Annotated in this window: 13 protein-coding genes; 5 read left to right on the plus strand and 8 right to left on the minus strand. The window is 60.6% G+C overall.

Annotated features, from left to right (window positions below):
* Window positions 1-68 precede the first annotated feature (68 nt).
* From ASD77_RS02495 to rffA, 5 genes are read left to right on the plus strand one after another with little or no spacing between them, the layout of a single operon-like run.
* On the plus strand, window positions 69-1,019 hold the full coding sequence (locus ASD77_RS02495; protein ID WP_082563080.1) for a glycosyltransferase family 2 protein: 951 nt from the start codon (window positions 69-71) through the stop codon (window positions 1,017-1,019).
* Complete coding sequence (locus ASD77_RS02500) at window positions 1,016-1,591, plus strand: hypothetical protein (RefSeq protein WP_055936859.1); 576 nt, start codon at window positions 1,016-1,018, stop codon at window positions 1,589-1,591. The genes ASD77_RS02495 and ASD77_RS02500 overlap by 4 nt, the downstream gene beginning before the upstream one ends.
* A complete protein-coding gene (locus ASD77_RS02505) occupies window positions 1,588-2,313 on the plus strand; it encodes a WbqC family protein (protein ID WP_055936862.1) in 726 nt (241 codons plus the stop codon). The genes ASD77_RS02500 and ASD77_RS02505 overlap by 4 nt, the downstream gene beginning before the upstream one ends.
* Before the next feature lie 47 nt (window positions 2,314-2,360).
* On the plus strand, window positions 2,361-2,726 hold the full coding sequence (locus ASD77_RS02510; RefSeq protein WP_055936865.1) for an EamA family transporter: 366 nt from the start codon (window positions 2,361-2,363) through the stop codon (window positions 2,724-2,726).
* A gap of 26 nt (window positions 2,727-2,752) precedes the next feature.
* Entirely contained in the window at window positions 2,753-3,883 is a 1,131-nt protein-coding gene (rffA, locus tag ASD77_RS02515) for a dTDP-4-amino-4,6-dideoxygalactose transaminase (protein ID WP_055936870.1), read from the plus strand.
* Between the two features lie 63 nt (window positions 3,884-3,946).
* Here the strand turns inward: rffA and ASD77_RS02520 are convergent, their stop codons facing one another.
* The 8 genes from ASD77_RS02520 to ASD77_RS02555 all read right to left on the minus strand — a co-directional run bounded on the left by ASD77_RS02520 (window position 3,947) and on the right by ASD77_RS02555 (window position 15,792).
* The gene (locus ASD77_RS02520; RefSeq protein WP_156383437.1) at window positions 3,947-5,989 is read right to left on the minus strand and encodes a hypothetical protein; all 2,043 of its coding nucleotides are present in this window, start codon (window positions 5,987-5,989) and stop codon (window positions 3,947-3,949) included.
* 70 nt (window positions 5,990-6,059) lie between these two features.
* Window positions 6,060-6,632: a hypothetical protein gene (locus ASD77_RS02525; protein WP_055936876.1), complete on the minus strand. Its 573-nt coding sequence runs from the start codon at window positions 6,630-6,632 to the stop codon at window positions 6,060-6,062.
* Between the two features lie 228 nt (window positions 6,633-6,860).
* The gene (locus ASD77_RS02530; protein ID WP_055936879.1) at window positions 6,861-7,898 is read right to left on the minus strand and encodes a hypothetical protein; all 1,038 of its coding nucleotides are present in this window, start codon (window positions 7,896-7,898) and stop codon (window positions 6,861-6,863) included.
* Window positions 7,895-10,645 (minus strand): glycosyltransferase, encoded by a 2,751-nt coding sequence (locus ASD77_RS02535; protein ID WP_082563082.1) that lies wholly within the window; start codon window positions 10,643-10,645, stop codon window positions 7,895-7,897. The genes ASD77_RS02530 and ASD77_RS02535 overlap by 4 nt, the downstream gene beginning before the upstream one ends.
* A gap of 5 nt (window positions 10,646-10,650) precedes the next feature.
* The gene (locus ASD77_RS02540; RefSeq protein WP_055936885.1) at window positions 10,651-12,426 is read right to left on the minus strand and encodes a sulfotransferase family protein; all 1,776 of its coding nucleotides are present in this window, start codon (window positions 12,424-12,426) and stop codon (window positions 10,651-10,653) included.
* A gap of 4 nt (window positions 12,427-12,430) precedes the next feature.
* Entirely contained in the window at window positions 12,431-13,816 is a 1,386-nt protein-coding gene (locus ASD77_RS02545; protein WP_055936888.1) for an ABC transporter ATP-binding protein, read from the minus strand.
* Complete coding sequence (locus ASD77_RS02550; RefSeq protein WP_162247576.1) at window positions 13,806-14,600, minus strand: ABC transporter permease; 795 nt, start codon at window positions 14,598-14,600, stop codon at window positions 13,806-13,808. The genes ASD77_RS02545 and ASD77_RS02550 overlap by 11 nt, the downstream gene beginning before the upstream one ends.
* Before the next feature lie 4 nt (window positions 14,601-14,604).
* Window positions 14,605-15,792, minus strand: a complete 1,188-nt coding sequence (locus tag ASD77_RS02555; protein ID WP_055940911.1) for a cystathionine gamma-synthase — start codon at window positions 15,790-15,792, stop codon at window positions 14,605-14,607.
* Between the last annotated feature and the right edge of the window lie 10 nt (window positions 15,793-15,802).

Genomic DNA, 15,802 nt, shown 5'->3' on the forward strand with positions numbered 1-15,802 from the left:
GCAGCGCCCAGTGACCCCATACCGCGCCATTTAGCTTCCGACCTAGACGACAACGACTCCGCCACACCATGACCATACCCGCTGGCCCCTCAATTCCACCCCATTACTCCGTGGTGGTACCGGTTTATAGGGGCTCGAAATCCATAGGCGAACTGCGTCGACGCCTCTCTGTGGCGCTGGAGCCGCTGGGCAAATCCTACGAGATCATTTTTGTCGACGACCGTGGCAGCCCGGCAAACTGGGCCGCCATAGACCGTCTGTGTGCCGAAAATCCATCGAAGGTCCGTGGCATCCGGCTGAGTCGGAACTTCGGACAGCATGCCGCCACCCTGTGCGGCATCGCTCATGCGCGCGGTGAGTGGATCGTCACCATCGATGAAGATCTCGAACAGCCACCCGAGTCGGTTCCTGCGCTGCTGCAGAAGGCCGAGGAAGGGCACCAGGTGGTGTATGGCGTGAACGAAACGCGCAGCCATGCCTGGTGGCGAAACCTCACCTCGGAGGTGGGCCGCAGCCTGTTCAAGTTCGCGATACCCAGCTTGAACCGGGAATACACTTCGTTCCGCGTCATTCATCGCACCGTGGCGAACGGCCTTGAGCGATTCCAGTCGCCGTTCACTTTCATCGACGGCTACATCTCCTGGATCACGCACAACTATGCGACGGTAGTCGTACCGCACGACGCTCGATTTCACGGGAAAAGCAGTTACAGCGTGAGGATGCTGGTCGCTCACATGATCAACATCTTCGTGACGTTCTCCGATCTTCCACTGCGCATTGCGACGTGGCTAGGCCTCAGCGCTTCGCTCGGCGGAGCGGCATGGGGCGTTTCCATCCTGATTGCAAAACTGACGGGGGCGCTAAGCGTGAGCGGCTATGCGTCGATCATGGCCGGCATGACATTCCTGGGCGGCCTCCAATTGCTGATCCTCGGTATCTTCGGCGAGTACCTGGCGCGCATCAATTTCAAAACTGCGTCCATGCCATTGTTCCTGGTCGAAGAGGAGGTCGGCAATTGAAGCCTTTGGTGATCATCGGAGCATCGTCTTTCGGTCGCCTGGTCAGAGTGCTCGCCGAAGAATCTGGCCGCACGGTGATGGGGCACGTCGATGATTCCAATATTGGGGAAGACATCGTGGGGCGAACCGATGACCTGGGCTCGCGCATATCGACCGAGGACGCCGATCTTGCCATGGCGATCGGATATCGTCATATGGATGCCCGGATGACGATGTTTCGCCACTTGCTTTCACTGGGATTCGAGTTTCCATCAATCGTGCATCCCCGCGCACGCGTCAGCCCTCGCGCCTCACTCGGCGCCGGCTGTCTTGTGATGGCCAACGTGGACGTGGATGCCTTTGCAGGCATCGGCGACCTCTGCGTACTGTGGCCGCAGGCCACCATCAGTCACGACAACGCCATCGGAGAAGGTACTTTCATCAGCCCGGCTGCTACACTTTGCGGCTTCGTATCCGTTGGAGCACTGAGCTTCATCGGCGCCAACTGCACCATCGTTGACGGCTCCAAGCTTCCTCCCAGGTCATTCGTCAAAGCTGGGAGCCGCCACCACAACAGAGCCCTCAGCGCATGAGCAGCCAGAAGCGGGTTGCCGTACTGCAATCCAGCTATATCCCTTGGAAGGGATATTTCGACATCATTCACGACGTCGATACCTTCATTTTCTACGACGACGTCCAGTTCACCTACCAGGACTGGCGTTCGCGCAACCGTGTGATCGCGAATGGAACGCCGGTCTGGCTGACAGTACCGACAGGTGGCAACATCAAACGCCTGATCAATGAAGTGCAATTGCCCGACGCCGGCTGGCAGCGGAAGCACTGGTCGACGATCCGTCATGCTTATACCAAAGCCCGCCATTTCCGCGAGTATTCACCCCTCATCGAGGAGCTGTATACAGGCACCGCGTGGAACTCCCTGTCAGAGATGAATCAGGCCGTCACTCGGCGGATTGCACAGGAAGTATTGGGAATACGGACCGAGTTCCGCGACTCTCTGGAGTTCGATGCCACGGGTAGCAAGCTGGATCGTTTGATCGATTTGCTGGTGAAGGCGGGAGCCACCCATTACCTGTCCGGCCCGGCAGCCCGTTCGTACATCGACCCGCAAAGGTTCGAGGACGCCGGCATCCAGCTGGAATACAAGGACTATTCGGGATATCCGGAGTACAAGCAGCTTTCCGATGGATTCGAGCATGCGGTGAGTATCCTTGACTTGATATTCAACGCAGGCCCGGACGCGTCACATTATATCTGGGGATGGCGTGATCCGGAAAAGCTCGCGCCGGGCGCCTGACACACTGCGCGCGCCGCGGGCGCCCGACTTATTGAGCGAGTGGCTCTATGGCTTATGTCTTCATCACCTTAACCATCCTTCTGACCGTATACGGTCAGCTGATACTCAAGTGGCAGGTTGGCCTGCACTCGCATCTTCTCAATGGCCCACTGTCGGCCACTAACATTGTAACGCTACTGCTGAAGCCTTGGGTCATCTCCGGATTTGCAGCGGCATTCGGTGCATCCATTTGCTGGATGGCGGCGATCAATCGGCTGCCACTCAGTCGCGCCTATCCCTTCATGTCGATGAACTTCGTTATTGTCGTCCTTCTGGCGGCATGGCTTTTTCAGGAACGTCTGGATGCCTACAAGCTTGTCGGCACGCTGATTATCGTGGCCGGCGTCGTCGTCCTCTCGCGATCCACGGGCTGAAGAGCCTCTACAAGGAGTTCCACGCAATGATTCCCTTCAACAAGCCTTACATGACAGGCCGCGAGCTCGCGCATATTGCTCAAGCACACGCCAATGGGCATCTGTCGGGTGACGGAAGCTTCACCAAGCGCTGTCACGCATGGCTGGAGGAGCGAACCCAGGCCGGCCGCGCGCTGCTTGCACACAGTTGTACGGCAGCGCTTGAGATGGCGGCGTTGCTGCTGGATCTGCAGCCCGGTGATGAAGTCATTCTTCCTTCCTATACCTTCGTGTCCACCGCAAGCGCGTTTGCATTGCGCGGCGCAGTACCCGTCTTCGTCGATATCCGCGAGGATACGTTGAACATCGACGAACGCCTGATCGAAGCGGCCATAGGCCCGCGCACGAAGGCGATCTGCGTTGTCCACTACGCGGGTGTCGCCTGCGAGATGGACGCGATCATGGAAATCGCAGATCGCTACGGACTGAAGGTGGTCGAGGACGCTGCCCAGGCGATCATGTCCACCTACAAGGGACGGCCGCTTGGAACCATCGGCGACTACGGCGCTCTCAGCTTCCACGAGACAAAGAACATTATCTCCGGTGAAGGCGGCGCATTGTTGTGCCGCGACCGTGAGGCCGGCGAGCGCGCCGAGATCATTCGTGAGAAAGGCACCAACCGCAGCCGTTTCTTCCGCGGTCAGGTGGACAAGTACACGTGGGTGGACATCGGGTCGTCGTTCCTCCCAGGAGAAATTACCGCAGCGTTCCTGACAGCACAGATCGAAGACGCCGACGGCATCACGTCACGGCGACTCGCCATTTGGGACCGCTATCACGCATGGGCCGCGGCACATGAGGGCGCTGGGCGGCTGCGTCGCCCTATTGTCCCGTCAGACCGTACGCACAACGCGCACATGTACTACTTGTTGCTGCCCTCTCTGGAGCACAGGACGCATTTCATCCAAGCGATGAAGGAGCAGGGCGTGCAAACCGTGTTCCATTACATTCCGCTGCATTCTTCCCCCGCCGGCATCGCCCACTGCCGAACAGCGTCGGATATGAGCGTCACCGATTCGATCAGCGATCGCTTGGTGCGGATGCCGCTCTGGGTCGGTGTCGAGGACCATCTTGATCAGGTGATGGCTGCCGCAGACGCAGCACTCAATCGGACCTGAGCTTTGCGGCGTGCGGGACCGGCTGGGCTCGCCACCGCCCACCAACCAAACTCCAGCCGGCCGTCAACGACTGGCCAGAATCGGGATTGCGAAGAAGAGGAACGAGAACAGCGAAGCCAGATAGCTGGTCGCCAGTCCGGCGGACATCAAGCGTGAGCGCAGCAGGATCGGGTGCGCCAATGCCAGCACAGCAAGCAACGCCGCGATAGGCATCAGGTAGCGCCCCTGTGGCTGGAAGTCGTAGGCCCAGCTATGGACGATCGAGCTGAGCACCACTAGAGCCGCGATACAACACACTACGAAAGTATCGCGGCGGAATGTCCCGTCCCGGATGCCATGCCTGAACGCGCCTGCCAAGCACAGCAGAAGGCCGATGCTGACCAGCAAGTAAAGCCATTCCGGAGCGAACGCGTTCATGTACCCGTACACGCCCATCGAGCTGCGCCAGCTCTGGTAGAGCCAGTCATATGGATGGCCGAACAGTTGACCGATCGTCACGCCTTTCGCAGCGAGGTTACGCCCCGGGTAGCTGGCTGCAGGATTGTTGGCAAGGGTCGACGGTTTGAACCTGACCTCCCCGTACTTTTCGGCTGCGGCCAGCACCTTCGCCGTCTTCTCGGCGGAGCCGCCGTTGACGTCGCGGTCCAGCATTACGCGCGGGAAAGCCAGCATCGCAGCAAGCGAGAAGAGGGCCACCATCCGATAGAACTTGGGACGTAACTCTTTGCTCCCCAAGACGCGCCAGGTGCCCGCGAGCATGGCGGCCAACAACATCGCACTTCCCACCGGCACGAAGGACCCGCCGATGGATGGGAACATGTACTGCATTTGCGCGCCACCGATCAGACTGAAGCTCAACAGGCCAGCCCCGAAAGCCGCCAATCCCACGCACCAGGCAGGTAACGCCAGATGACGAACACACAGGAACAGACCCATGAACATCACGATCAGCAGATAATTCCGTTTGGATATCAGCAGCAGGCCAAGTACGAGGACGAACGCCAGCAACGGCAAGAACCTGGTTGCCTTGCCTTCCACGTAATCAGAAACGGCTGATGAGGCCGGCCCGTAAAGGAATGCCAGCATCAAAGAAAGGAACAGTGGGAGGGCATCCGCATTGAAATAGGAAAACAGATACCAAAGCTGCGAGGTCACCAGCAGCACTGCAGCACCCGTCCACGTATCCCTGCCCCGCCAGGCGACCACAAGAAGAATGGCCAGCAGGAGCACATTGAACAAACGCAGCGAAACGGTATCGTCGAGTCCGAAGCCCGACCAGAGATTGGATACCTTCGCGGCGATCAGATAACCGATGTCCAGTTCGTTGAGGTAACTGGTGCCATAGATAGTATAGGTATCTACGATAGCAGGGTCGTCGACGGCCGGCGGCTTCCAGTGACTGAAGTAATAGTGCGCCGCCGCGACATGGTTGTGCTCGTCCGGATGGATCGAGCGCGCGGTGGTCGAGACCAGTGCGAGTGCCGCGACCAGCACTACACCAGCCAATAGCAGAGCCGTCACCGGGATGCCGGAGGGACGTCGCGCCAGATGGAACACCGCTAGCGCAAAGATCAGGATTCCGAGCACGTACTTGGTCCAGACCGTCAGCACAGGCGCTTCCGTACCAGCTTCGGAAATGCTGTCGGCGTCCAGCATCAGCTGCGCATCCGTGCTGCCGGGAGCCATGGAGATCTGCATCCCTCCATCCGTTCTCGTCAATCCGGCGATTTCGTTCACCGGCTGCAGCGCACCTGCACTGATTGCCTCATAGCCGCCAGAGCGGGGTACTGTGATCGCCAGTTCCCGTACGAGAACGCTCTTGACGCCTGGAGCGGGGTCCAAGCGCAGTGCCTGGACCTTGCCGGATGGCAACGGCACCGCCAACTCGGAGCTGCCGGACTTGAAGTGGACGTGTTTGGACTCCGCCTCATTGAAGCCCGAACCCGTGTCGAAGAACGCCTGCAGACTTCCAGAATCCGGCGAACTCAGACCGATGCGCAGGAATCGTTCGGAACTCTCGTTGCGCTGTCCGGCAAGGAAGAGGATTGCCACGCACATGGCGACAAGCGCATAGGCTGCGTGGCGAAAATTGAACGATCTTGGCATCACAGGCTTGCTACCCGTATTCAGTAAAGCCTGCAGCACGCTGCAGGCTTGAGAGACGATTCGCGCTGGATCAGTCCGTAACCGTCAGCAATACGTTCAGCGGGCAACGACGCGCTGCCTCGCCGGTCACGACCACGGACAAGTCGTAGACGCCGGCGGGGACATCCCGCAACGACAGCGGCGACTCGAAACCTGCCTTCGAGAGCGCAGGATTCTTCATCGCGGCGGCGACGTCGGCGCGCTCTATACCGGTGGCAAGCGGCGCGGTGTAGCCCGCGACATCGTTGTGAATGACGAGCTGCGGCTGCGCCGGCACCACGCCTGCCTGATCGGCCGCCCACCCTCCGATCACTACCGGCTCGCCACGCTTGAGCTGGAGCTTGCCTTCCAAAACCGCACTGCCGTTCACAGCATCAAGCGAGCAGTTGCCACCTACCGTCATCGACAGCGCGCTCTCGGCGAACGGAGTCGCCAGACCCTCCGGGGCAGCAGGCTGTACCGTGGCCACCGGTGCCGGCGGCGTTGCAGCGGCACTGTCGGTCGCCGGATCGACACCGCCCGCTTGTTTGTTTCCAGAGTCGCAGGCAGTCAGCACGACGGTCGTGGACATACCAATCAACAACATTCCCAATAGTTTCTTCATGGTCTCACCGGGTTAATGAATTGGATCGCGATACTACTCAAACTAAAGAATGAAGCCTTTCGTGCACTCACCTGCAACAGATGCGCAACTCGCCTTGAAAGGCCAGTCCCGACCAGAGACGACCGGGTATCCGCTGCCCTGAATCTTCCGCTACGCCATGACGTTCGCAGCGCGGGCGCTGCGGCCGGTCCGGAGGACGCGGCCGGCATGCGTATCGCGATACTGCGCTCAGCGGGCTCGCCCTAAAAGAATAGCATCCGCGCGAAGTCGCACCGCCTCCACGAAAGGGGTGGCCCCGATCCGGGCGGCCGCTCCAGCCAGCACCCTCGACGCCAGTGCCGCGTCGCCACAGGCTCGCTCGATTGCCGTCGCCCACTGGACAGCATCGTTGTCCGCCTTGAAGCATTCCACGTCCGCCTGCATAGGCCGATAGGCTGCGACATCCGATGCCAGGGTGGGCATCCCCAGCGCGGCATAGTCCATCACCTTGATGCAGCTCTTGCAGTCGTTGAACGAAGACGCAAGCAGAGGCGCTACGCCCAACTGACGTGCTCCCTGTTGGCGTATCCAGTGCACGAATGCAGGATAGGAGGCGCCCACGTGGCCGGGAATCTGCAGCACCCGCATCCAGGGCCGCTCCGGATACTCGCTGGCGACGCCAACGATGTCGAGTTTGAACCGGCCTGGCTGGCGGTCTTCCAGCAAATCCATCGCCTGGCTCAACAGCCCGAGATCGGCGGCATGCGTGCGGGTGCCCATGTACATGAGGCAATGTACCCCCGCATCCGGCTCCGCTGACGCGGGCGCCTCCCCCCACAAGCCCGGGTCGAGTGCGTTGGCCATTACCTGAGGCCTATGGCGTGCGATGCCGCTCACGCGATCTGCCAACTCAACCGTCGAGCACCAGGCTTGATCCGCTACTTGCAACGACTTCTCGACCGCCTTCAACTTATCGGCATAGGCGAGCCGCTCTGCGGCGTCGTCCAGGTCGAACAGGTTGTCATCCAGATCGTAGATCGTGAGGGCTCCGGATCGCTTGGCCAAGTCGGCGATGGCGGTTACCTGGCGCTCGTCCATCGCGATGCGCTGCCAAACGATAACGTCCGGCCGGAACGCGGCCACTTCTTCCGGTATCAGATAACGGAACTCCCAGTCTTCCGCGCCCTCCTTCCGCATTGCGTCGAAGAACGCGGCGAGCCGGATACTGCCGCACGGCGAAAGGACCGAGCCCAGACGCTCGGGCACGATGGCGATCCGCAGGCTCATTCCACACCCCCTGTACCACGCATCGGCATCGCCAACAGCACATCGGCCAGCTCAGCGGGCGCGATGTCCGGCGCCACCAACTTGGTGTCGGGCAGGTCGGCCAGCCGCTCGATGAACGCACCGAGCCGCGTTGCGACGATCGGCAGGCCCGAACGGATGGCTGCGCTCAATGTGTACGAATAGGTCTCAGGTGCTTGGGAAGCGAACAGGAATATATCGCCGTCGGCATTCCGGATCTTGTCTTCCAGGTGCGCCTCTTCGTATCTCCCCGTCCAGGTGAAGGATGTCGACAATCGCTTGGGCACTTCTCCCTGAGGGTCCCCGATCAAATGGAACTCCAACGGCAATGATCGTCTGACGACCTCTTCCGCGGCGGCAAGCACAAGCAGCCTACCCTTGTGCGGCGCCAGTGCGCCCAGGATCAGTACGCGCCGCTTTCTGCCCTTGCGTTGGGAGACAGTCAACGGCATCGAGAGTACCGGCACTTCCTCATGCAAGCGCACGTCCGGCGTGCGTCCGAAGTAACGACCGATGCGCTGTGCGCAATCTAGGCTCGGCGCCGTCAGTTCCTGCGCACCCAGGACGAGCCATTCGTTGGCGATCCGCCAGTTGCGAATGTCGCGCGCGCCCTGGCTCGGTCGCAGAGCAATACACTGGTCGCACTGGCGCAACCCGCGTTCACCGCAGTACTGACCATTCGCATCAGTCAATGTCACCTGCGGACACGCGCTGTAGTAGTCGTGAACGACGAAATCGAATGCCAGATCGGCGAGTGCCAACGCTTGGCGCAGAATGTCGCTGAAACCGAGAGTGTGGTGAATCTCCACGTGGCGCGTACCCATGGCCAGTAGCAACGCAGCCAGATCCGCGGCATGTGCGACCTCCACTTCGGAATGAAAGCCGTCCTCTGCATGACACTCCAGCACCAAGCGCTGCAAATTCGCCTTCGCAGGCCGGATCACGACGGCACGCGCGGTCGCAGGCAACCCCGCCACCGCCTCCTGAACACGACGCTCGGTCCCCCCCCCCAGGGCGTGGGTGAACAGTACGCGTACATCCCGGCCATGGTCGCGCCAGCGCGCGAACGTCAATCGGAGGCGCGCATACAGACCGGGATCACTGCGGACAAAAGTCGCGACGTCGGTCGCATAGTCCGGGTAACGGGTTTTGATGATCTTCTCAGCGATCAGCTTGCCGGGCTTGCTCGAGCTGGCGAAGCTCACTTCACCGGCATGTTTGACATACACATCCATGGCAAGCAGGTTCTTCATACCCGCGCGGATCGCCCGCTGGCAGAAATCCACTTCCTCGCCATACCCCTTGCCGAAGGCCTCCTCGTCGAACAGTCCTATCAGCTCCAGCCCCCTGCGGGTGATAAGCATGCAGAAGCCCACGCCCGTGGGAAGCTCCACGCTGAGTCCACGATTCACGACCGCGGCCAAGGCATCGATGGCCGCGGGAGTCTCGTCCGCGGGCAATGGGTTGTCACCAAAGTGCGGATAGCTGCAGATCGTGGCGTTATTCGACATGGCAGTAACGCTCGCGACCGCTTCATCGCGCAGCGCGTGTGCATTTAGCCTACGCGCCCAATCCCCAGTGACCTCGGTGTCGCTGTTCAGCAGGATCACACTGTCGAAGTCGACGCGTTGCATCACCGCACGCATCGCGCGGTTGACCGTCCCGACGAAACCCAGGTTGGTTTCGTTCTCGACAAGACTGACTTTGCGGTCGGCGGCCGCAACCCGGCGCAGGTACTCGGTGATCGCCGGTTCGGGTGATTCGTCGTTGTAGATATGCAGCCGATACCTGTTCAATTCCGCGACAGCGAGCGCTGATTCGATGCAGGCCCTTGTCTCCTCCAGGCCGCGATACACCGGGACGATGACATCGACCACACGCGTCTCGCCGTCGGTAGCCGGCTCCGCGGTTGTCGTAAGCTGGGTCGCTCTGAGCGCACGCGTCGCCGGATGGATACCGGCATTCCGTCCCACTGTAAGGTAATGGGAAAGTGGATCGAGGAAACCGAGCGCTGCCTTGCCTACCTGCAGACGGTAGCCCAGGGCATCGAAATCGGGGCCCGGATTGCGTCCCTCGATCGCACCGTACATGGCGAAGTGCAACGCTGGCGGTATTCCCGCATTGGCCACGTCGGGATTAGTCTGTCGATACCACTGCGGATCGAAGTACGCATTCGGCTTTCGACCCTCGTCTTGCCCGTATAGGACGAAATGCAGCAGTGGGTTGTAGCCACCCGCATGGACGTCCTCATTCACGTGAAGATAGTAGGCCTGATCGAACAAGGGATGAGGCATCGCGACCGCTCGCCAGTCGGCCAGGTAGCGAGCCAGGATCGTCCGAAACGGGCCAGTGGATCGGATGGCGGACTGCCTCGCTACCCCTGCATCGAACCAGGGATGGGGCTTCAGGCCTAGGCGGTCTCCTATCCAAAGGTAGTGCAACAGGGCCTCTGCCGCAGTAGCGCGCAAACCGTATCTGGCCCGGTACCAGTTCAGGTCGAGTAGCGGAGATGCCACGGAGAGCGTATCGGCCATTAACAAGCGCACGACTTCCGATCTGCCGCCCTCTACCCCGTTTGCGGCCAGCCAACGCTCATCCACCAGCGAACTTCTGGCGATGAACCATCGTTGCAGCAATCGCGGCAAATACGCCGCAAAGTTCGTAAGCGACGCCTTGCGGGCGGCCTCGCGGAATCGGCTAGCCCTTGCCCGATCAATCAATCCTTTCATACCTACTACTGCGTCCCTTTCTTGAACTTTCTCTTTTCCCACCAACCCATTAGCGAGATTCGCCGCAATTCAGCCAGCGAACCAAGACTGTCTTGTACCTGCGCCACGTCCTTCGCTTGCCGCTCGGCAATGATGTGCTGCGCCTGATGCAGTTCTACAAGCCCGCGTTCAATCTCACCGATGCGCTCCACCAGAAGATGCTGCGACTCGTCCAAACGCAGGCTGTCGCTCGCCCGTTCCCGCGAGAACTCGGCTTGAGCCTCCTTCAAGCCGCGCACATCTTCGATGAGCACTCGCAGGGTGTCGCCATCGCGCGCATAGCTGGCGATCAGGCTCTCCTGCGACTGGCCCAGGCTTGTGATGCGGCCGAGCAACGGCTGCAGACCTGCGGTCTCGAGATCCGTCAAACGTGCCCCCACGCGCTCGCCATTCTGCAAGATCACATCGTGCAGGCTGGCTACGCATTCGACAGTACGATCATCGGATTGCGATATCCGTCGCTGCAGAACGCCGATTGCAAACTCCAACCGACGGTCGTCGAACAGTCGCCGTCCCACCTCCTCCGGCGTAATGCGCGAGATTCGCACCCTCAACACCGATGCCGGACCGTTGGGTGAACGGAAATAGATCCAAGGATCGCCGTGGTTCGCAATCAGGCCGATCGCCCCATCCGTCAACTCGTATGCCGCGCCGTTCGCACCGAGAAACGCCGACAATGGCGCAACCGCAACGCCGTCGATCGAGAGCGCATCGATCATGTACGCGCCCGGCGAGATGTTGACGTCAACCCGGAAATACTCTCCGCCAGGATCGGGAATCTCGATGACCACAGCCTCTTCCCAGTCCCGGCTCGGCCATGGGACAACAACCGAACGCTCCTCCGCGAAAACTTCCTGCTCCCGACGGTAGTAGACCTGCACAGGCCCTTGAACGAACGGGATGTGCTCGGTGGCCACCAATTCCAGCTGGGCCAATGCCTCACTTTCATCCGGAGGCGGGGTATCGCCCACGCCCGGCCGAAGGCCGAAGGTCCGCATGAGTCGACCCAGCTGCTCGTAGTCGGATGCAGAAACCGGTGCATCGTCGTCGCTACTGACATGCGCGTGCCAGTGAACCAGTTCGTCACGAAAGATCCGGCTGCACGCTGCGGATACTTCCTCGGACCCTACCGATGCGGTGACCGCCAAGGAACTGATCGCACCAGCGGCGCCTCCACGCAGATCCTCAAACTGTACCGTTTCATGTGCAATGTCACGCAGAAAGTAGCTCGCGGCGGCATCGGACAACATCGCGATGCGCTGCCCATACTCGATACCACGCTCCGGGCTGAGTCGAGCATTGGACAAAGCTACAGCGGAAGCGTTCCGGCGCGTTCGCAGTACGCGCGGCCGGATACCCAACCGCGACAGCAGTGCGATCCACAGCGGCAGCGTAAAGCAGAAGCGCGGATCCTTCAGCCCGAACGACGGAGCTTCGCTGAACCTTTCGATCAAGCGCGTCACCTCAGCCTCGAACTCGTCGGCAAGTGACGAGCTGAAATCGTCCTGCAACGGCAATGCATTGAAATCGCCGTAAGTCCAGCCCATCCGCGTCATCATGCGCTCGTTCAGATCATTCAGATCTACCAGTTCAAAAAAGACCGGATTGTGCGCGTTAACAGCCGGATCGACGAAATCCGCGGGATCGCCAAAGTCGACTCCGCATTCGTTGAGCACATGGCACACGGCCGAGGTGCCGCTTCGGGGCGGACCGACTACCAGGATCGCATTGCGGAACGGCATGGCGCTACTCCACACTCAATTCGACGAAGGGCGCGACCAGGACATTGAAGAAGCCTGCGGTTCGGCGCGGCTTGCCGGGCACCTCCACGCGGAAAGCGTACGCATCGACGATCCTGTGCAGAAAAGTTTCGCCGATATCGCGATCGACGACGCCATTGCATCCTGCATTGAGGAAATAGGTGCCCGGCAGTAGGTCGCAGGCCCAATGAAAGACAACCTGGGTACGCGCGCCGGCGGGAACAGCCTGCATCGCATCGTCGAAGAAATGGGAAGAAGCTCCGGATATCTCTACGCCGCTGACACTCTTGATCAGCATGCCGAAATGAACGAAGAAGGCGTCGAGGGAAAATTCGACATCGAACACATATCGATAGTCGCGCCCATGTTCTAGGACGTTGACGCGCTCCCCACTGACATCGACGATACGCGGGTCGATGATCCTCGCGCCATTCTGTTCGAATTCGAAGCGACTCCTAGAAACCAGCCCTTCGTCGAACCGCTCAAGCGTGATCTCCACCACTTCGGACTCATCGGCGGGGACCTCGACCTCCAAGGCCGCGGCGGCTTCCGCAGGCTGGGTCGACATGCCAACTCCGCGCGCATCCATGTCGCGAGCGTGCTCCAGCATGCTTCCGACTTTGTCCTTGGGCGCGTAGAGGATCCGCTGATAGATCGCGACCGCAGAATTGGGATCTCCGAGGTAGATGCGACTTCCTTCGTGCAAGACCATCGCACGATCGCAAAGCTGCAGAATACTGGCGACAGAATGGGAGACGAACAGGATCGTCGCTCCTGCGCGCTTGATCTCCTCAATGCGACTGAAGCATTTTCGCTGAAAGGCCTCGTCGCCGACCGACAGGGCTTCATCTACGATCAGAATTTCCGGCTCAACGTGAATCGCTACCGAAAACGCGAGCCGCACGTACATACCGCTGGAATAATGCTTGACTGGTTCATCGATAAAGTCGCCGATATCGGCGAACTCTAGGATCTCGGGCAAACGGCGATCCAGAGTCGCGGCGTCCATGCCAAGAAGGCCTCCGTAGAGACGCACGTTCTCCCGACCGGTGAACTCGGGATTGAAACCCGCACCCAGTTCCAGCAAGGCCGCGATGCGCCCGGCAACACGCACTTCACCAGTGGTGGGCTCCAGAATGCCGCTGATGACCTGCAGCAAGGTCGACTTGCCCGAGCCGTTCCGCCCGAGGATGCCGAACGTCTCGCCCTTCTTGATCTCGAAACCCACGTCGCTCAGCGCATGGAAGGATTTCCCCAGCCGCTCTCCATCCGCCGCAGGAAGGAACAGTTCGACTAACCGGTGGAACGGCTTGCGATAGGTGGTATAGACCTTGCCCAGGCCCATCGCGACGATGGCACTCTCAGATGACATCCGCGAACCCCCTGCGTGCCTGGCGGAACAATCCAACGGACAGGACCAACAATACAAGCGAGATCGCTAGGCGAACGGCCAGTCCCGTCCAGTCCAAGGATGTATCCCACAGCAGAAGATTGCGTGCTTGGTCGATGTAGAAAGTGATCGGGTTGAGATAAAACCATTTCTGGTGTTCGGGCGGCAAACTCGCGACGGGAACAATGGCGGACGAGATAAACAGCAGCACCGTATTGAGGCTCGGCACCAGAAGATTCAGATCCTTGAAGTACACGCCCAGGCACGCCAGGCAGTACGACATTGCGAGCGCGAGCAGGAACATCGGCATCAGCAGCACTGGGAAGAGCAGATATGACGCGCCTGGCCAATGTCCCATCACTGCGCGAACCAGTACGAACACCAGCAAGATAGCGCCGAGATTGAACAGCGCGACCATAGGCAGCGTGGCTGGCAAAACTCCTAGCGGGAACACCACCTTCTTGACGAAGCTCGGATTTGCCGTGATTACGGAAGGCGCCCGCATAAGGCATTCGGCGAAGAATCCGTGTACGGCGATTCCGATGAAGAGCAACTGGACGAAATCGCCGCTCGTATTACCATCCCCCCACTTCGCCTTGAAGACGTAGCCAAACGCCAATGCGTATACGGCGAGCAACAACAGCGGATTGAGCAACGTCCACAGCCAGCCGAGAGTGGAGCCACGATAACGGCTCGCGATGTCGCGCCACGAGAGCGCCCCCACCAGAGAGAGCAGTCGATGATAGTTTTCCAAACGCAATCGCACAGGCTCAGCTCCGCAACGCTTGCGAGACATCGGCCTGCAGGTCGGCCAGCGCTTCGACGCCGACGCTCAACCGCACCAACCCCTCACTGATCCCCAGCTTCTCCCGCCGCTCCACCGGCACCGACGCATGGGTCATCACCGCAGGGTGGTTGACCAGGCTCTCCACGCCACCCAGCGACTCGGCGAGCGTGAACAACTTCGTGTTCTCGCAGAATTTCTTCGCGGCCTCGAATCCACCCTTGAGCACTATGGAAATGATGCCGCCATACCCCTGCATCTGCTTTGCGGCAAGCGCATGCTGCGGATGCGAAGGGAGTCCGGGATAGATGACCTTCTCGATCGCCGAATGCGTCTCCAGCCACTGCGCCAGCGCCAGGGCATTCTCGCAGTGCGCCTTCATCCGCAGATGCAGGGTCTTCAGGCCGCGCAGCGCGAGGAAGCTGTCGAACGGTCCCTGCACCGCGCCGATGGAGTTCTGCAGGAAGGCCATCTGCTCGGCCAGTTCCGCGTCGTCGCCCACCACTACCATGCCGCCGACCATGTCGGAGTGGCCGTTGAGGTACTTGGTGGCCGAGTGCATCACGATGTCGGCACCCAGTTGCAGCGGGCGCTGCAGGATCGGGGAGGCGAAGGTGTTGTCGACCACCACGCGCAGGCCATGCTTGTGTGCGATCTCGCAGATGGCGGCAATGTCGACGATCTTCAGCATGGGATTGGTGGGCGTTTCCACCCACACCATCCGCGTTTCGGGGCGGATCGCGGCCTCGAACGCCGCCAGGTCAGTCAGGTCGACGAAGCTGAAATCCAGCGCGGCGGTGCGCTTGCGCACGCGCTCGAACAGGCGGTAGCTGCCGCCGTACAGGTCGTCCATGGCGATGACATGACTGCCGCTGTCCAGCAGTTCCAGCACGGTCGAGGTGGCGGCCATGCCGGAGGCGAAGGCGAAGCCGCGGGTGCCGCCTTCCAGCGCGGCGACGCAGCGCTCGTAGGCGAATCGGGTGGGATTGTGGGTGCGGGAATACTCGAAGCCCTGGTGCACGCCCGGGCTGCTCTGCGCGTACGTGGACGTCGCGTAGATCGGCGGCATCACCGCGCCGGTGCTGGGGTCCGGGGACTGCCCGCCATGGATGGCCAGCGTGCCCAGGGCAAGGTCGCCGGGCGCCCCGCTGGCGGGGTTGGAAGAGTGCGCCATGTTCATGTTC

The organism is Pseudoxanthomonas sp. Root65 (genome assembly GCF_001427635.1).
In the GTDB taxonomy this organism is placed as follows: domain Bacteria; phylum Pseudomonadota; class Gammaproteobacteria; order Xanthomonadales; family Xanthomonadaceae; genus Pseudoxanthomonas_A.